At 64.2% G+C, this 16,866-nt stretch carries 15 protein-coding genes, 1 tRNA gene and 1 pseudogene; 15 read left to right on the top strand and 2 right to left on the bottom strand.

Going from position 1 to position 16,866, the window contains the following annotated elements; translation table 11 throughout:
* Positions 1–22 precede the first annotated feature (22 nt).
* The 13 genes from ESZ60_RS11665 to ESZ60_RS11725 all read left to right on the top strand — a co-directional run bounded on the left by ESZ60_RS11665 (position 23) and on the right by ESZ60_RS11725 (position 14,445).
* Positions 23–3,148 carry an efflux RND transporter permease subunit gene (locus ESZ60_RS11665; protein WP_134680756.1) on the top strand — a complete coding sequence of 1,042 codons (3,126 nt, stop codon included), beginning with the start codon at positions 23–25 and terminating at the stop codon, positions 3,146–3,148.
* A 97-nt stretch (positions 3,149–3,245) separates the two neighbouring features.
* Positions 3,246–4,613, top strand: a complete 1,368-nt coding sequence (locus tag ESZ60_RS11670; RefSeq protein WP_134680757.1) for a LapD/MoxY N-terminal periplasmic domain-containing protein — start codon at positions 3,246–3,248, stop codon at positions 4,611–4,613.
* Complete coding sequence (locus tag ESZ60_RS11675; RefSeq protein ID WP_245155673.1) at positions 4,610–5,284, top strand: response regulator transcription factor; 675 nt, start codon at positions 4,610–4,612, stop codon at positions 5,282–5,284. The genes ESZ60_RS11670 and ESZ60_RS11675 overlap by 4 nt, the downstream gene beginning before the upstream one ends.
* Before the next feature lie 39 nt (positions 5,285–5,323).
* Complete coding sequence (locus ESZ60_RS11680) at positions 5,324–6,574, top strand: short-chain fatty acyl-CoA regulator family protein (protein ID WP_342365234.1); 1,251 nt, start codon at positions 5,324–5,326, stop codon at positions 6,572–6,574.
* Positions 6,571–6,831, top strand: a complete 261-nt coding sequence (locus ESZ60_RS11685; protein WP_134680760.1) for a hypothetical protein — start codon at positions 6,571–6,573, stop codon at positions 6,829–6,831. Before ESZ60_RS11680 ends, ESZ60_RS11685 begins: the two co-directional genes overlap by 4 nt.
* Positions 6,821–9,463 carry an ATP-binding protein gene (locus tag ESZ60_RS11690; RefSeq protein WP_134680761.1) on the top strand — a complete coding sequence of 881 codons (2,643 nt, stop codon included), beginning with the start codon at positions 6,821–6,823 and terminating at the stop codon, positions 9,461–9,463. Before ESZ60_RS11685 ends, ESZ60_RS11690 begins: the two co-directional genes overlap by 11 nt.
* A gap of 67 nt (positions 9,464–9,530) precedes the next feature.
* Entirely contained in the window at positions 9,531–10,646 is a 1,116-nt protein-coding gene (locus tag ESZ60_RS11695; RefSeq protein ID WP_167620132.1) for a FliM/FliN family flagellar motor C-terminal domain-containing protein, read from the top strand.
* A gap of 505 nt (positions 10,647–11,151) precedes the next feature.
* On the top strand, positions 11,152–11,370 hold the full coding sequence (gene infA / locus ESZ60_RS11700; protein WP_010397442.1) for a translation initiation factor IF-1: 219 nt from the start codon (positions 11,152–11,154) through the stop codon (positions 11,368–11,370).
* A gap of 57 nt (positions 11,371–11,427) precedes the next feature.
* Positions 11,428–12,060, top strand: coding sequence for a Maf family protein (locus ESZ60_RS11705; protein WP_134680763.1), 633 nt, complete (start codon positions 11,428–11,430; stop codon positions 12,058–12,060).
* On the top strand, positions 12,057–13,109 hold the full coding sequence (locus ESZ60_RS11710; RefSeq protein ID WP_134680764.1) for a ribonuclease E/G: 1,053 nt from the start codon (positions 12,057–12,059) through the stop codon (positions 13,107–13,109). Before ESZ60_RS11705 ends, ESZ60_RS11710 begins: the two co-directional genes overlap by 4 nt.
* On the top strand, positions 13,109–13,258 hold the full coding sequence (locus ESZ60_RS11715) for a DNA gyrase inhibitor YacG (RefSeq protein ID WP_134680786.1): 150 nt from the start codon (positions 13,109–13,111) through the stop codon (positions 13,256–13,258). Before ESZ60_RS11710 ends, ESZ60_RS11715 begins: the two co-directional genes overlap by 1 nt.
* A 92-nt stretch (positions 13,259–13,350) precedes the next feature.
* Positions 13,351–13,426: transfer RNA gene (locus tag ESZ60_RS11720), tRNA-Phe, on the top strand.
* 386 nt (positions 13,427–13,812) lie between these two features.
* Positions 13,813–14,445, top strand: coding sequence for an LPD3 domain-containing protein (locus ESZ60_RS11725; RefSeq protein ID WP_245155676.1), 633 nt, complete (start codon positions 13,813–13,815; stop codon positions 14,443–14,445).
* Here the strand turns inward: ESZ60_RS11725 and ESZ60_RS21780 are convergent.
* Positions 14,415–14,648: pseudogene (locus tag ESZ60_RS21780) on the bottom strand (hypothetical protein); the annotation flags it as partial. The gene ESZ60_RS11725 and the pseudogene ESZ60_RS21780 overlap by 31 nt on opposite strands.
* 4 nt (positions 14,649–14,652) lie before the next feature.
* Between ESZ60_RS21780 and ESZ60_RS11735 the strand changes: the two are divergent.
* The gene (locus tag ESZ60_RS11735) at positions 14,653–15,165 is read left to right on the top strand and encodes a hypothetical protein (RefSeq protein WP_134680766.1); all 513 of its coding nucleotides are present in this window, start codon (positions 14,653–14,655) and stop codon (positions 15,163–15,165) included.
* A 76-nt stretch (positions 15,166–15,241) separates the two neighbouring features.
* Positions 15,242–15,592 carry a hypothetical protein gene (locus ESZ60_RS11740; RefSeq protein ID WP_134680768.1) on the top strand — a complete coding sequence of 117 codons (351 nt, stop codon included), beginning with the start codon at positions 15,242–15,244 and terminating at the stop codon, positions 15,590–15,592.
* 213 nt (positions 15,593–15,805) lie between these two features.
* On the opposite strand, the gene ESZ60_RS21065 is transcribed toward ESZ60_RS11740, so the two are convergent.
* The gene (locus tag ESZ60_RS21065) at positions 15,806–16,099 is read right to left on the bottom strand and encodes a hypothetical protein (RefSeq protein ID WP_209021291.1); all 294 of its coding nucleotides are present in this window, start codon (positions 16,097–16,099) and stop codon (positions 15,806–15,808) included.
* Between the last annotated feature and the right edge of the window lie 767 nt (positions 16,100–16,866).

A 16,866-nucleotide genomic window follows, 5' to 3' on the forward strand; every position in this document is an offset into this window, starting at 1 on the left:
GAAAGCAGCACAGGAGCCTGACATGGCGCGCTTTTTCATTGACCGACCGGTTTTCGCCTGGGTCATCTCGATCCTGATCATGGGGCTTGGCGTGCTGTCGGTCCTGACCCTGCCGGTCGCGCAATACCCGCAGATTGCGCCGCCCACGGTCACGATCCAGGCGACCTATCCCGGCGCTTCCGCCGATACGGTGGCCAATACCGTCACGCAGATCATCGAGCAGCAGATGACCGGCCTGGACGGGCTGCGCTATTTCTCGTCCAGTTCCAGTTCCGCCGGCAGTTCGACCACCACCCTGACCTTCGAGACGGGGACCGATCCCGACATCGCGCAGGTGCAGGTGCAGAACAAGCTGTCACAGGCCACCAATCTGCTTCCCGAGGCGGTGCAGCGTCAGGGCGTGACGGTCGAGAAATCCTCCTCGGGCTTCCTGATGGTGATCGCGCTGATCTCGGATGATGGCGCGCTCGAACAGGTCGATCTGTCGGATTACATGATCTCGAACCTCGTCAACGATCTCAGCCGTGTCGAGGGCGTGGGCTCGGTGCAGGTCTTCGGCGCGCAATATGCCATGCGGATCTGGCTCGATCCGTCAAAGCTCGCGGCCTATGAGCTGACGCCCGGCGATGTGGTATCGGCGGTCTCGGCCGAAAACGCGCAGATCTCGGCGGGCGCATTCGGAACCCTGCCTGCCCCCGAGGGGCAGATGCTGAACGCGACGATCACCGCGCAATCGCTGCTTTCGACCCCCGCCGATTTCGAACAGATCGTGCTGCGCGCCGAGGCCGATGGCGGGTTGATCCTGCTCAAGGACGTGGCCCGCGTCGAGATCGGCGCGGAAACCTATGCGACCAATGCGCGGTTCAACGGCAAGCCTTCGGGCGGCATCGCGATCAGCCTCGCCTCGGGTGCGAACGCGCTCGACACCGCCGACCGGGTCAAGGAGCGGATGGCGGAGTTCGCCAAGTTCTTCCCCGAAGGCGTCAGCTACGTCATCCCCTATGACACCACGCCCTTCGTGCTGATCTCGATCGAGGAAGTGGTCAAGACGCTGGTCGAGGCCATCGTTCTGGTCTTTCTGGTGATGCTGGTCTTCTTGCAGAACTGGCGCGCGACGCTGATCCCGACGCTGGCGGTCCCGGTCGTCATCCTCGGCACATTCGGCATTCTCGCGGCGCTCGGCTTCACCATCAACACGCTGACCATGCTCGCCATGGTGCTGGCCATCGGCCTTCTCGTCGATGACGCCATCGTCGTCGTCGAGAACGTCGAGCGGATCATGGAGGAAGAGGATATCTCCCCGCTCGAGGCCACGCGGAAATCCATGGGCCAGATCACCGGCGCGCTGGTCGGCATCGCGCTGGTCCTGTCGGCGGTCTTCGTGCCGATGGCCTTCTTCGGCGGCTCGACCGGGGTGATCTACAAGCAATTCGCGATCACCATCGCCTCTGCCATGGGCCTGTCGGTGGTGGTCGCGCTGACCCTGACGCCGGCGCTTTGCGCCACCATCCTGCGCAATGAGCATGGCCACAAGACGCGCGGCTTCTTCGGCCTGTTCAACCGCGGCTTCGACAGGACCATGAGCGGCTATGGCAAGTCCGTCGGTTGGATCATCCGGCGTCCCCTGCGCATGATGCTGGTCTATCTGGCGATCGGGGCCGCGATGGTGTTTCTGTTCCTGCGCACGCCGACGGGCTTTCTGCCCGACGAGGATCAGGGCATCATGTTCGTGCTGATCCAGGGCCCGACCGGCGCCACGACCGCGCGCACCGAGGCCGTCATCGACCAGATCCAGGAGCATTTCCTGAAGACCGAGGCCGAGAACGTCGATTCCATGTTCGGCGTCTCGGGCTTCAGCTTCGCCGGCAGCGGCCAGAACATGGGGATCGCCTTTGTCCGGCTGAAGGACTGGAAGGACCGCACCCGGCCCGACCAATCGGTGCAGGCCATTGCCGGGCGGGCCTTTCCGGTGATGATGCAGATCCGCGACGCCATGGTTTTCCCGATCGTGCCGCCCTCGGTGATCGAGCTTGGCAATGTCTCGGGCTTCGATTTCTACCTGCAGGCGCGGGGCGGCCAGAACCACGAGCAATTGCTCGATGCGCGCAACCAGCTTCTGGGCATGGCGGCGCAGGATCCGCGCATCGCCTCGGCCCGGCCGAACGGGCTGGAGGACGCGGCGCAATACCGGCTCAACATCGATTGGCGCAAGGCCGGGGCGATGGGAGTATCCGCCACCGATGTCGGCAGCCTGCTCTCGGTTGCCTGGGCGGGGCGCTATGTCAACGACTTCATCGACCGGGGCCGGATCAAACGCGTCTATGTGCAAGGCGAGCCCGGCTCGCGCGCGGCCCCGACCGATATCGACAAATGGCGCATCCGAAACAGCTCGGGTGGACTGGTGCCGTTTTCGAACTTCTCCGAAGGGGAATGGACATTCGGCGCGCAGGGGCTGAGCCGCTATAACGGTGTGCCCGCGATGCAGATCCAGGGCAGCCCCGCCCCCGGCCTGTCCAGCGGCGAGGGCATCGCGGCGATCGAGGAATTGGCCAGCCAGCTTCCCGAGGGCTACGAGGTCGCCTGGACCGGCCTGTCGCTGGAAGAACAAGAGGCAGGCAACCAGACCACGCTGCTTTACGCCTTGTCGCTGGCGGTCGTGTTCCTCTGCCTGGCCGCGCTTTACGAAAGCTGGTCCATTCCCTTTGCCGTCATGCTCGCCATGCCGATCGGGGTGCTGGGCGCGCTGGTCGGGGCCTGGCTCGGCGGTTTCGACAATGGCGTCTTCTTCCAGGTCGGACTGCTCACGGTGATCGGCCTGACCGGCAAGAACGCGATCCTGATCGTGGAATTCGCCCGCGAGCAGATCGAGCAGGACGGCAAGCCCCTCTACGAGGCGGTGATCGAGGCCGCGCGGCAGCGTTTCCGGCCGATCATCATGACGTCGGTCGCCTTCTCGCTCGGAGTTCTGCCGCTGGTCCTCTCGGCCGGGGCGGGCGCGAATGGCCGCAATACGATCGGCGCGACGGTTCTGGGCGGGACGCTTTCGGCGACCTTCTTGGGGATCCTCTTCGTGCCGCTGTTCTTCGTCCTGGTCTGGCGGCTTCTGGGCCGCAAGACGACCGCAGCAGCCGAGGGCAAGCCGGCCTGATCGCAGGAAGAATTCCTAGCGGCGCTTGCCCGTCCGCGCGGTCGGGCTTAGTCTTTCCACAGGGAGAGCGCGCCGCCTTGGCGGCAAGGGGAGGCAGATGAACGCGACCGGCCAGATCGCCGCGGGCGTAACGCATGGCATTGCGGCACCGGGACGCGGCCTGCCTCTGCGCCGGCTTGTCCTTGGCGGCTCGCTGCTGGGCTGGCTGGTGATGCTGGTCATGGTCGCCACTGTCCTTTTGTCGAATGCGCGCGTCTCGATCCGCGAAGAAACTGCCTCGACATTCGCGCTGGCCAAGGCCGCGGCCACCCTGCGTCTGCCGACCGCGTTCCAGCGCGAGGATCTCATGGCCGCGGCGACGGCACTGGCCATCGACATCCGCGCCCAGCGCCATGTCACGGCCGAGATCCGGGATGCCGCGGGCGAGCCGCTCGACTTGCCGCCGCGCCCGGTCACGCGCCGCCCTGCCCCGGAATGGTTTGCAGCGCTGCTGCGGCCGACGGCCCTGCGCGACGTCATGCCGATCACACAATATCCCAATCTGATCGGTGTCCTGGAAATCCGCAGCGAGCCGGGCGACGAAATCGCCGAGATCTGGCACGATCTTCAGATCCTGCTGCCGCTGCTGGCGGTCTCGGCTCTGGCGGCTCTGGGCGTGACCATGGCGATATCCGGACTGGTGCTGCGAAGGCTCGAGCAGTTGACCGCCACGCTTGACCGGATGCGCGCGGGGGATCTCGACTGCCGGGCGCATCGCACCGGCCTGTCCGAGCTTGACGCACTGTCCGAAGGGGTAAATGCCCTGGCCGCCCATCTGAGCCATGAGCGCGCCGAGATCCGCCGCTTGCAGGCCCGGATGATGACCCTTGCAGAAACCGAACGCTCGCGCATCGCCTCGGATCTGCATGATGAGATCGGTCCGCAGCTTTTCGCCCTTCACGCCGCCGTCGGACAGGCCCAGCGACAGGAGGCCGGAGAGGAACTCGACGAGGCCCTCGCGGCGATCGGCCGACATTCCGCGGCCATTCGCAAATCGGTGCGCAGCGCCATCGACGACCTGCGCCTCAGCCCTGCCGAGGGCACGAGCCTTGCCGATATGGCCCAGGAATTGCTGATCGGCTTTCAGGACATGGCGCCCGAAGTGGTGTTTCGCCTCGACGCGCCCGCAGGCCTGCCCGCGCCGGACGCAGCCGGCCAGATCGCAACCTATCGCTTCATCCGCGAAAGCGTGCTGAACGCGCTGCGCCATTCCGGCGCGTCCGAGATCGAGGTCACACTGTCCCGCCATGAAACCTCGCTTGTCGCGCGAGTTCGCGACAATGGACGCGGTCCCTCGGGCGCAGCGCGGCGCGGGCTGGGCCAGACGGGCATGCGCGACCGCGCGGCCGCCTTGGGCGCGCTCTGGCTGCCGCCCCGGCGCGAAAGCGCCCGCACCATCACCGAATTCAGGATCGCATGCCCGTGAGCACATCTCTCGTCCCGCAGAAAACCCCGTTGCGCGTGCTGATCATCGACGACCACCCGGTGGTCGCCGAGGGCTGGGACCGGATCACGCGCGGCCGGATCGAATGCCAGGTGATCCCCGCCGCCACGCCCCTGACGGGATTTCAGCGCTGGAGACAGGAGGGTCCGGATGTCATCGTGGTGGATCTGACCATGGGGGCCTCGAAGCTTGCGGGCGTGCGCCTCATCGAGCGCCTGCGCAAGGCGGGTGCGGAACAGCCGATTCTGGTCTTTACCATGCATAACAGTCCGATCATCGCGCGACGTGCCCTGCAAAGCGGCTGCAACGGGATCATCATGAAGGACGCGCCCTCGGACGAGATCTGCGAGGCACTGTCCGAGCTTGCCGCCGGGCGCGATTTCGTGCCGGCAGATCTGGCCCGCCGGATCGCGCTGATGGACCGGCCCGGCATGGTTCAGGCCCGTCCCCGGCTGACCCCGCGGGAATTGGACATCCTGCGCGCCATCGCCAGCGGCCTCGCCTATCGCGAGATCGCGGATCGCGCCAATATCAGCTACAAGACCGTCTCGAATGTCAGCCAGACCCTCAAGGACAAGCTGGGCGCGGGCAGTTTCGCCGATCTCGTGGTCAAGGCGATCCGCCATCTCGAGGAAACCGGGGACAGGCTCTGAGCCATGCCGCGCGCGCCGCATAATCAAGCCGCAAGGCCCGTGACGAAGCGGCCCCTTATCGGCACGCGCATCCGCGAAAGGCGTCTGTCGCAAGGCTGGCGCCAGACCGAGGTGGCCGAACGGGCCGAGATCTCGGCCGCCTATCTGAACCTGATCGAGCATAATCGCCGCCCCGTGGGCGAGGCTCTGCTGAACCGGCTGGCCGAGGCGCTTCTGATCGATGCCGGTGAACTGGCCTCGGACCGCGAAGAGACGCTGATTGCCACGCTGCGCGAGGCCGCCGCACTGGCCAAGGACCAGCCGCATCCGGTCGAGATCGAACAGATCGCGGAATTCGTGGCCCGCTATCCGGGCTGGGCCACCGCTCTGGCGCTCTCCTCGCGTCGCGCCGATGCGCTGGAGCGCCGCCTGGTCGCGCTTTCGGATCGCGTGACGCGCGACCCCTATCTTCTGGCCACGCTGCATGAGGTCCAGTCCGCCGTGACCTCGGTCCGCACGACGGCCTCGATCCTTGCGGAGACGCCCGAGATCGAGCCGGAATGGCAGGCCCGCTTTCACGGCAATCTTGATGCCGACAGCCAGCGCCTGTCACGAACGGCGCAAAGCCTAGTCGCCTATCTCGACACATTCGAGGATGAGGCGGTTCCCATGTCGCCCCAGGAAGAGGTCGAGGCCTGGATTGCGGCGGGACGGCGTGACCCGGCCGAGGCGGTCGAACTCGCCTCGGATGCGGCCCGCAAGCTTGCCGTCGATCTGATCGCAGCGCAGGAGCGCGATCATGCTCTTTTGCCGACGGCCGATCTGCTTGCTGCGGTCACGCCCGGCGAGCCCGATCCCGCGGTGCTGGCGGCGCGTCTGGGCCGGCCGCTTGATCTGGTGCTGCGCCGGCTCGGAACCGCCCGGCCCGGCCCTTGGGCACAGGCGGGGCTGATCATCTGCGACGGCTCCGGCGCCACCCTTTATCGCCAGCCACCTTTGGGCTTTCCATTGCCCCGTCCCGGCGAGGGCTGTGCGCTCTGGCCGCTTTTCGAGGCGCTTGCCCAGCCCCAGGTGCCGATTTCCCGGCTCTTGCAGACGCCGAGCGGGGCGCTGTTCCAGGCCTGGGCCGTCGCGGGTCGGCTTTTGCCGATGGGTTTCGATGGCCCCGCCCTGAGCCGTGCGCAAATGCTTTTGCTGCCCGCGCCCTCGCAGCCCGGTCGCGCCGCGCTGCCGATCGGACCCGCCTGCCGCATCTGTCCCAGGCGGGAATGCCCGGGGCGGCACGAACCCTCGATCCTGGGGCCGACATGATCCAGCGGCCAAGGCGATTGTTTCTGGGCCGCGGGGCCTATCGGCGGCGTCGGATGATCGACGCCACGCGCGTCCTTCCGGTGATCTTTGCCGTGCTGGTCCTGCTGCCCCCGGTTTGGCTGCCCCGGCATTTCAGCTTTGCCCTCGGCGTGATCTGGCTGGGCATCGGCTGGCTTGCGACCATCCTCGTGACCGCCCTGCTGCATCACGCCATCGGCAGCGCCCGCGATCCTTCGGAGGATGAGGATGACGCCTGAAGTCCTGGGCGCGCTTGCCATCGTCTATGTCGCCGGCATGTTCCTGCTGGCCCATACCGCAGATCGCGCGGCCGCCGAGGGCCGCTGGAAATGGATGAACCGACCGGTCATCTACACCTTGTCCTTGTCGGTCTACTGCTCGGCCTGGACCTTTTACGGCGCGGTGGGATATGCGACGCGATCAGGACTGGAATATCTGACCATCTATCTTGGGCCAGCCATCGTCTTTGCCGGGGCATGGTGGGGGCTGCGGCATCTGGTGCAGGTGGCGCGACTGCATCGGATCACCTCGGTCGCCGACCTGATCTCGAGCCGCTTCGGCAAGTCGGCGGGGCTTGCGGCACTGGTCACCCTGATCGCCGTGACAGCCGCGACGCCCTATATCGCGCTGCAGCTGCAATCCGTCTCGATGGCGCTTTCGGCCTTTGCCGCGAATGGCCAGCCTTTGCCCGAGAATATTCCGCTCTGGACAGGAATCGGGCTCGCGGCCTTTTCCATCCTCTTCGGGACGCGTAACCTTGCCGCCGACGAGCGCCATCACGGCGTCGTCATGGCGATCGCCCTCGAGGCCGTCGTCAAGCTTCTCGCCTTTCTCGCCGTCGGGATCTATGTTCTCTGGGGCGTGGCGGAGGGGCCAGCCGATGTTCTGGCCCGCATCCAGAGGATCGCAGAGGATCCGGCCGAAACCGGCTGGATCATCAAGCCCGATCGCTGGGTCACGTTGATCACGCTGTCGGGGGCCGCTATCCTCGTGCTGCCCCGGATGTTCCATGTCATGGTGGTCGAAGCCAGTGACGATGACCGCCTACGCCAGGCCGGCTGGGCCTTTCCGCTTTATATGTTCGTGCTGTCCTTTCTCGTGCTGCCGATCGCGGTGATGGGACGTGACCTGATGCCCGCAGGCTCGGATCCGGATCTTTACGTGCTGGCCCTTCCGCTTTCTCACGGGCAGGAGGCGCTTGCGGGTTTCGCCTTTATCGGCGGGTTTTCCTCGGCCATGTCGATGGTCGTGGTCAGCGCCATCGCGGTCTCGACGATGATGGCGAACCATTGGCTGGTTCCGATTTGGCTGTGGCTGCGCAAGGAGCATTATCCCGCCAGCGCCCGGACCGGCCCCGCGGGCGAGGATCTCAAGGCCCTGATGCTGCTGGCCCGCCGGATCGCGATCCTCGCAATCATCGGCGCGGGCTGGGCCTATCATCAGCTTTCGGGCGGCACTTCGGCGTTGGCGCTGATGGGGATCGTGGCCTTTTCGGGCATGGCGCAGGTCCTTCCCTCGATTGTGGCCGGGCTGATGTGGCGGGGCGCCACGCGTCGCGGCGCGGTCTTCGGGATTGTCTGCGGTTCTGCGATCTGGCTCTGCCTGATCTTCCTGCCCTCGCTCGGGCTGGCGGCCCCGCCCAGGATGCCCGCCGGGATCGACCCTTTCGCCGGGGCGGTGCTGCTGTCGCTTTCCGTCAATATCGGCCTGCTCATCATTGTTTCCCTGCTGGATTTTCCAAATCCGGTCGAGCGCCTGCAGGCGCTGTCTTTCGTCCATGCCATTGCGCCCGACAGTTCCGGGGCACGGGCCGCGAGCACCGCCAGCGCCGAGGCCCTGCTGACCCTGACCGGGCGACTCTGGGGCAGCGATCAGGCGCTCGAGGTGTTTCGCAACGCTGCGATGCAGCAGGGAAAATCGGGCTATCTGCCCGATCTCACCCCACGTTTCCTGTCCGAGATCGAGCGTCAGATCGCGGGCACGGTCGGGGCGGCCACGGCGGTCGCGCTCATCACGCAGGTCACCGGGCGCGGGGCGGTCACGGTGTCGCATCTCATGGAGGTCGCCGGCGAGGCAGGTGACATGCGCGCCGACAAGGAACGGCTCGAGAGCGCCACCGCAGAGCTCGAGAAAACCGCGCGCAAGCTGCAGGAAACGAATGACAAGCTGACGACCCTGTCACATCAGAAGGACGCGTTTCTTGGCCAGATCAGCCATGAGTTGCGCACTCCGATGACCTCCATCCATGCCTTTTCCGAATTTCTCATGGATCCGGGTCTGGCAGAGGCCGACCGCGCCCGCTTTGCTGGCATCATCCATGACGAGGCCAGCCGTCTGACGCGGCTGATCGACGACCTTCTGGATCTGGCGGTTCTCGAAGCGGGTAAGGCGCGTCTTGCCCTCGCCGTCTGCAATCTGCACGATCTCATCGACCGGGCGCTGGCTTCGGCCCGGGCGACGAGCGCCGCGCGGCAATTCCTGATCCGGCGCGACCCCGCGGCCGAGCACCTCATGGTGATCACCGATCCCGACCGGCTGCTGCAGGTCCTGATCAATGTCTTCGCAAATGCGCGGAAATACTGCGATGCGGCGGAACCGGAAATCCGCGTGACCGCCCGGCGGCTGCGCGACGGCGGGACCGAGATCGACATCGTCGATAACGGGTCCGGCATTGCGACCGACAAGCAAGCGCTGATCTTTGAGAAATTCGCGCGGGCGCATGATGTGTCGCGTGCTGGCGGTGCCGGTCTGGGCCTGGCGATCTGCCATGACATCATGCGAGTTCTGGGCGGAACAATCGCCTATCTGCCGGGCCAGGGTGGGGCGGCGTTCCGTATCACCCTGCCCCGCAAACCGCCGCAATCGACATGAGCCGTTAAATTCTTCGAAACCTGTCGCTGCCACAGTGGTCCTGATCGAGGGAATGATTCGGACGCCGATGGACAGCGCAGAGGAGCAAAGGCCACCGCCGGAACGCCGACCGGGCACCACCGTTCTGCGCATGCTCGTCGAGGCGCGCAGAAAGCTGAAAGAGCCGCAGGTTCAGGCCGAAATCGCCGCCGCCGTCGAGGAAGAGATCGACGCCGGACAGGCTGCGGGGCGCGCTCTGGGCCGGGCCGCCGATCGCCTGCACCGGCTCCCGGTCTTTATCGAGAGGGTAGATATCCAGCCCGCCTCACTCGCCGAAATCTCCGAAATCCTGCCAGAGCGCGCGCTTCTCGCCGTCATCGGGTTGCGCGACAGCTTCGGGGTCGTCGCCCTGTGCACCGCCACGATGACCGCCCTGATCGAGATCCATGCCATTGGCCGGGTGACCTCGCGCCCGGTCCAGAACCGCGCGCCGACCCGGACCGATGCCGCCTTATGCGCCGAATTCGTCAATGCCCTTCTGGTCGAACTGGGCCGCGAGATGCCGGCAGGCCATGATCTGCAGCGTGCCGGCGACTATCGCTATGTCTCCTATCTGAGCGATCCCCGGCCCCTGTCCCTGATGCTGGAAGATGTCGATTTATTGCGGGTTTCGGCCTCTTATCGCATCGGGTTGGGCGGCCAGCGCGAAGGGAAACTGATCCTGGTCGTTCCGGCGACTCATAGTGCGGTCATAGCGGCACAGCCCGCGCCGCCGGCGGCCCTGGAAGCCCCGCAAGAACCGGATGATGCGCCAGCGAAGCAGTCGCTGGAAAAAGCCGTGGATCAAGCCAGAATCCGCCTGAACGGCATCCTGTGCCGGCGCGCGTTGAGCCTTGCTTTCCTGCAAGAGATGTCGGTCGGCTCGATCATTCCCTTGACACCGAATGCGCTTGATAATGTCGCCTTGGAAACGGATCTGGGACAGGTGGTCGCACGCGGCCGACTGGGCGAAAATGAGGGTTTTCACGCCATCCGGCTGGCCGCGGCGTCCGCCCCCCGCATGGCGGGCGAGCTTGCCGAGATGCAGCCCTCGGCCCCGCCTTTGGCCGAGACGGATTTCCCCCCGGGGTCCGATCTGACCGAACCAGACCCGTTCCGGGCCGAGGTGGATGGCGATCCCGCAACGCAACGCGCGACCGGCTGAGGCGCGCTCCGCACTGCGGCCACCGTCCCCGACAGGAACAAAGTGCCAAGACGTGACCATTCGCCTCGTCCCTGGCCGAGACCGATACCCCCAAGATCCGCGCCTTATCGAAGCCGACCCGCTTCACGCAGAGGATGTCCAGCGCAAGACGCCCGACGCAAAACATCCTTCTTCCGCCGCGGCAATCGCGCTCCGCATGACGGGCCGGGCTGCCGAGATGCAGGCCGCCGCCCCGACCACGCGGAAGCCTCCGATCACCCGATCGGATCGCGCCCGGTGCCGTCTCGCGCAGAGGGGGATGATGCCCCCGCCGCAAGGCGCATGAGCGGATAAGTCCATTTCCTCGCAGCCGATAATCCGCCGCGCGCCGTGCGGAACGTGCGGAAAACTGGCCCCCCTCCCGGTGGACAAGCGGGGTGGATGCAGATTCCCCTTGAAAATCCGGGCGTCCGGACGCATGTAGCTTGCGCCCGCTGCACCGCGGGTCACCCTTACAGGAGAGAACATGGCCAAGGAAGAAATGCTCGAATTTCCCGGCGTCGTGAAGGAACTCCTGCCGAATGCGACATTCCGGGTCGAGCTTGAGAACGGCCATGAAATCATCGCACATATGGCAGGAAAGATGCGTAAAAACCGCATCCGAGTTCTGGCCGGCGACAAGGTACAGGTGGAAATGAACACCTATGACCTGACCAAGGGGCGGATCAACTATCGCTTCAAGTAAGCCCTCTGCCTCATCTGCGGCCCAGCCGCAGATGCGGGCCAGCGCAGGCGTACAGACATGAATGACATCGCTTCCCCCCGCCCGGACAGTTTGCCCAGCGGGGATTTTCGCATCCGACCGCCGCTTGTCCTGGGTTCGGCAAGCCCGCGTCGGCTTGAATTGCTGGCCCAGATCGGGATCCGCCCGGACCGCATCGTTCCGGCGGATATCGACGAGACGCCGCGACGCCATGAGGATGCCCGCGCCTATACCAGCCGCGTCGCCCGGGAAAAGGCCGAGGCGCTGCTTGGACAGGTCGAGGGCGCAATCCTCTGCGCCGATACTTCGGTGACGGTCGGCCGCCGCATCCTGGGAAAACCCGAGGATGCCGATCAGGCCCGCGCCTTCCTGCGCCTCTTGTCGGGGCGGCGGCATCGGGTCCTGACCGCGGTGGCGCTGGCCCATGAAGGGCGGATCCGCGAGCGCCTCGTCGAGACGACGATCCGCCTGCGCCCGCTTTCGCCGGGCGAAATCGATGCCTATCTCGCTTCGGGCGAATGGCAAGGCAAGGCCGGGGCTTACGGGATCCAGGGCCGCGCCGGGGCCTTCGTGGCCTGGCTCCAGGGATCCTACAGCGCCGTTGTCGGCCTGCCGCTTGCTGAAACCGCAACATTGCTTGCTCATGCAGGAATCCGGGGGAATTCGGAATGAAGGGACGTCAGATCGTTCTGGGACAGGTCTTTGGTCGCGATGCCGCCGCTCTGATGCAGGATGGTCGGCTCGAGGACCTGATCATCGACGCGGGACATGTCACGCCTCTGCCCCCGGGGGCGATCTGCCGTGCCAGGGTGGACCGGCTCGTCAAGGGTCAGGGCGGTGTCTTCCTGAAGCTGCCCGAGGGCGCGCGCGGCTATCTGCGCGACCGTTCGGGCCTGCGCGAGGGTCAGTCGATTCTGGTGCAGGTGAATGGCAGCGCCGAAGAGGGCAAGGCGATCCCGGTGACCTCGCGGCTGAGTCTGCGCGGTCGCCATGTCATCGTGACCCCGGGCGTTCCGGGCGTGAACGTTTCCCGGCGCATCCGGGAGACCGAGACCCGCGAGGCCCTGGAAGCGATTGGGCAGGAGGCCCTTTCCGAGATCGACGCCGGAAATGGCCTGGTGTTCCGCAGTGTGTCCGCCTCTGCCGCCCTTGACGAGGTCGCTGACGAGTTGAACCAGCTTCTGCAACTATCGCGGGATCTTCTGGCGGATCGCGATGGGCCGCCGGAATTGCTGCTGGACGCGCCCGAGCCGGCCGAGATGGCTTGGCAGGACTGGGCCGAACCGGAACCGGATTCGATCGAAGACGGCGGCAATGCCTTTGACGACACGGGTGCGACCGAGGCCGTCGAAGCGCTTCTGTCTTCGCGCGTCGATCTTGGCGGGGGCGCTTGGGCCGAAATCGAGGCGCTGCGCGCATTGGTCGCAATCGACGTGAATACCGGGACGGATCACTCGCCGGCGGCGGGTCTTAAGGCCAATATCGCGCTGGCCCGAGACCTTGCGCGGCAATTGCGTCTGCGCGGCCTCGGCGGGCAGATCGTCGTGGACTTTGCCCCGATGCCCAAGAAGGACAGAGGAACGCTGGATCAGATCCTGAAGGCAGCGTTCAAATCCGAAGCCGCCGAGACGGTTTTGCTCGGCTGGACTGCCATGGGGCTCTATGAGATCAGTCGCAAGCGCGACCGGCTTGCGCTTCGCCGTCTGGCGGGACAGGCATGATGGCCTGCCCGATTTGCGGCAAGCCCGCGAGCGAGAAATACCGGCCCTTTTGCTCTCGTCGCTGCGCGGATGTGGACCTTGCTCGCTGGTTGCGGGGTGATTACCGCATCCCCGGTGAGCCGCTGGCGGAAAAAGATGAAGAACAGTGAAATTTCCGCATTTTCGCTCTGGACACCGTCGCCGAGGTCGCCTACTTAGCCGCCTATCGAAAGCGAGACGCTAGAGAGCGAAACGCAGAGATGCCCGGATAGCTCAGTTGGTAGAGCAGCGGATTGAAAATCCGCGTGTCGGTGGTTCGAATCCGCCTCCGGGCACCACTTTCCATAAAAAAGTCGTGACAAATCAACCAAATCAGTGGGTGCTGCTGATTTCAGTCCACCCAATAGTCCACCTTTTTAGGTTTGCGTGACTATCTGCGCTCGCGGTTAGATCGGTCAGTTGATCAGTCGTAGGGCGCCAACGGGAAGCCGCCTCTGTAGTCGGCTCTGAAAAACCGCTTCAGGAGTTGATTTCAATGCCGATACAAGAGTTTTTGTGTCGGATAATGGGACGGTTCTGGCAAATACAGGCCGAGCTTTCAAGTCTCGGCAACAGCTATCCCTACTTGCAGGAAGAAGGACGCACCGAGCTATTCTTCCGCTTCGATGCCGAGCGTCCGGTTGTTGGCGATCTGACCGGCGACGAGTTGGGCGAATGGTCCGACATGCGCGATCTGGGGCGCAAGGCCGAGGCGTGGTATCGCAAGAACCTTGTTGGCAAGACCGTGACCAATGCCGCGACCGGCTGGAAGATCGGCTTCAACAGAACAGGCGCACGGAAGATTGGCGGCCGAAAGGGCGAGGATCTGACCAGAATTGTGGTGGCGCTGGAAGAAATTCTAACCTCTGGAAATTTGATCGACAGCCAACCGGACATCATGGCCCGTTCCAATGTGCAGTCCGTCCACAGGATTGCGGCGCGGGTTATGCTGAATGGACAGCCCAAGGATGTTGTCGCCACCATTCGCCAGATGACTGACGGGACATTCCACTACGATCTATCGAAGGATACGGGCGACGGGGCCAAGTTCAGCCGCAACTGCGATCGAGCAATGAAGGCAAGCCGCGGAAGCGATGCCCAAAGCCCCGTCAGCCTAAATCTAGACTTTGCGGACACGGATTTCAACGGGGAGGCGATCCCTTCCGATCAAATCCGCAAGATTGCCGATGCTGCTGCGGCAGCCCTCAAGGCAGTCGGGCTCGGGCGCATCCGCGCGAAAGGCGCGCAACGCAGGCCCGGCGTCTCGGGCTCCTATCTGCGCGGCGTCTCATCGGCCTTCGAGATCGCCATCGGGTGACGCAGCAGCGATTTCGGCGTCATCAGGACCAGCGGCTTGCGGAACGGACGCTTCAGCTGACGGCGCAGGATGTGGAAGTAGTTCGCCGGCGTGGTGACGTTGGCGACGACCCAGTTGTCCTCGGCCGAGAGCTGCAGGAAGCGCTCGAGGCGGGCCGAAATCATCCATGCCCTGCGTGATCCGACCGCATGGGGCCGCAGGCATGGATTGTTCACGCCCGAGGAATGGCAAGCCCTGGTCAGGGCGGCGCGGGCCGACAAGTCCATCCATGACCGGGTGAAGGCCGCCTATAAAGACCTCGATACGCCCGGCCAATATGAGGAAATGGTGGCCGAGCTTTATGCCGATTGGTCGCAGCGGAACCGCGAGGCGAAAGGCCCGCTACAAGCCGCGTTCGAGAAGATCCGGCAGTTCTTCCGCGCCCTCTCTGCCGCTTTCCGCGGCGAAGGCTATCAGGACGCGGCGGAAATCATGGAACGCATCGCCTCGGGCGAAATCGGCGGCCGGGGCGGTCCTGACGGGCCGGGCGGCAATGGCTCGCGCGCCAAGGAACAGAGGGAAACAGGTCCGTTTGGGCCGATACTTCGGGGTATGAAGGAGACTGGAAAGGCGCGGCACTGGCGCTTGAAGCCTTGCAGGATGGGGAGGCCCCCGGCGCTTTGCATCATTCTGATGTCGGGCCTATTGCCTTGGTTTGGGGAAAAAAGGCACCGGACATAGCGACGGATTCGGGCTTTCCAAACTGATTGCCTTTCACCCGGAAATGCTGGATGACCTGTAAGGCCGCATCGACTGGATGGAGGTCGAAAGCCGTAGCGAAAATCGCATCAAATTGCGCGGTTTGACCGATGGTGTAGATATTCGCCTGACTTCGGACAACCAGCGGAAAGAATGGCTGCTTGGCGGATATGATCGAGAGGTGCCACGTCGCACGGAGGAGTCGACAGCCCGCCTCCGTGATTTGTGGGGTGATCGGGCTCTATCCTCCCGGCGTGGCGAGGACGATAATAGCACAAACGGCAGTGCCAGCATAGAACGCGACATGAGCGCCTATGCCAAGGCTATGTCGAGCGGCGCGGCGCGCGCCAAGGGCATGATCGGCCAGGTGAACTGGAAAGGGGAACGTAATGAGCCAGCTGCTTGTTAAGCGTAATGAACTTCACAAAACTTCACCACGAGAACGACCAGTGAGGGAAACAAGGCGGCCGGCGAGCTAATTTTCGGTCGGCGTTACAGGCTCGAGTTTACAAGACGGTGAACGCCGGAGGAACCGGAGGCTGGATCGGCGTGCGCGGCTTGTCTCAGCGCTGACTGTCTTTCCGATCCCTCCAAATTCACCTTGATGCGATGCTCGCCGTTTTCAAAGAAGCTGCGCACGGTGGCAAAAGTGCCTTCCATCGGACAGCTTGCCGTTCTCGCGGCGTGCCAGAACCGCGAACGGCGAAGGCACTGTCTTGCCCAGCGTGTTCGACATGTTGGCGAATGTCACCAAGTAAGAATGTCGCGCTGTCTGCCATTTAAGAATGGCGCGCCAGGGTGGACGATTACGCGTGGTGGACTCCGGCCCCGCGCCAACACCAACGTGAAGATCCGAGCCAGACGGCGCGAAATAATGGACCAGAAGCTTCTTCAGCGCCACGGCAATCGGCGCCATCACGCCGTCTCTCTTTCGGAAGTTACGCGCGAATCTGGCGGGGCTGAACTTAACTAAACTTAACCGGGCCAGACGCAATCAACCAGATTGTTCTACTATCGCTCGATGATGACTGTTGCCCGCAAAGCTGCAGATAATGCGCAGATCCGTACCAAATTAGGGCGGACAAGAAGGCCGCAAAAGCGGCCTTCTGACCTCACTAACACAGGCTATTACTCATCTCCAAATTGGCTGCTGGTCAGTTTAGTTGCTGACGACTGCTACATATAGCATTTACTGCTTCCCCATCTTCGGCCGAAAACCTGAGTAGTTAGGCCTCATCGCTTTTACGATGCACCTCCTTCGGCCTTCCAGCATGACACGTGCAGATTGCGGCCTTTCCGGTCGTTCAAGACAACGGTCCAACCCTTCTGCCCGCAAATGGCACAGACCGGCGGATAAGTCGGCAGGTGCGTGGTATCCTGTCCGACTTGGTTGGTGGAACTGAGCGGGGGTGCTGCGAGGTTATCAACCCAAGCGTCCGCCCCCCACCCGACAGAATGGTTGGGACCTTGTCGCCAAAGCTATCCCCATCGCGCTTAGTAGAATCGTCGGTCGAACTGACGGACTGCCAATACTGACGAAACCCACGATATTCTTGCACTGGTAATCCTCCCCGTTTTAACGGGGCGCAGAAGTAGACCTCAGGCAGCCATTTTCAGTTTCTGGGCGGGTGTGATGCCGCCGATGCCCATGTTGGGGCGCTCGTTGTTGTAAGTCCATAGCCA

It is taken from the genome of Paracoccus ravus (assembly GCF_004522175.1).
In the GTDB taxonomy this organism is placed as follows: domain Bacteria; phylum Pseudomonadota; class Alphaproteobacteria; order Rhodobacterales; family Rhodobacteraceae; genus Paracoccus; species Paracoccus ravus.

Bases quoted from the DNA above. Each gene is read 5' to 3' on its own strand.
- ESZ60_RS11665 (WP_134680756.1), top strand. From the start codon at position 23: ATGGCGCGCTTTTTCATTGACCGACCGGTTTTCGCCTGGGTCATCTCG.
- ESZ60_RS11670 (WP_134680757.1), top strand. From the start codon at position 3,246: ATGAACGCGACCGGCCAGATCGCCGCGGGCGTAACGCATGGCATTGCG.
- ESZ60_RS11685 (WP_134680760.1), top strand. From the start codon at position 6,571: ATGATCCAGCGGCCAAGGCGATTGTTTCTGGGCCGCGGGGCCTATCGG.
- ESZ60_RS11690 (WP_134680761.1), top strand. From the start codon at position 6,821: ATGACGCCTGAAGTCCTGGGCGCGCTTGCCATCGTCTATGTCGCCGGC.
- ESZ60_RS11695 (WP_167620132.1), top strand. From the start codon at position 9,531: ATGGACAGCGCAGAGGAGCAAAGGCCACCGCCGGAACGCCGACCGGGC.
- infA (WP_010397442.1), top strand. From the start codon at position 11,152: ATGGCCAAGGAAGAAATGCTCGAATTTCCCGGCGTCGTGAAGGAACTC.
- ESZ60_RS11705 (WP_134680763.1), top strand. From the start codon at position 11,428: ATGAATGACATCGCTTCCCCCCGCCCGGACAGTTTGCCCAGCGGGGAT.
- ESZ60_RS11710 (WP_134680764.1), top strand. From the start codon at position 12,057: ATGAAGGGACGTCAGATCGTTCTGGGACAGGTCTTTGGTCGCGATGCC.
- ESZ60_RS11715 (WP_134680786.1), top strand. From the start codon at position 13,109: ATGGCCTGCCCGATTTGCGGCAAGCCCGCGAGCGAGAAATACCGGCCC.
- ESZ60_RS11725 (WP_245155676.1), top strand. From the start codon at position 13,813: ATGCGCGATCTGGGGCGCAAGGCCGAGGCGTGGTATCGCAAGAACCTT.
- ESZ60_RS11740 (WP_134680768.1), top strand. From the start codon at position 15,242: ATGGAGGTCGAAAGCCGTAGCGAAAATCGCATCAAATTGCGCGGTTTG.
- ESZ60_RS21065 (WP_209021291.1), bottom strand. From the start codon at position 16,099: ATGGCGCCGATTGCCGTGGCGCTGAAGAAGCTTCTGGTCCATTATTTC.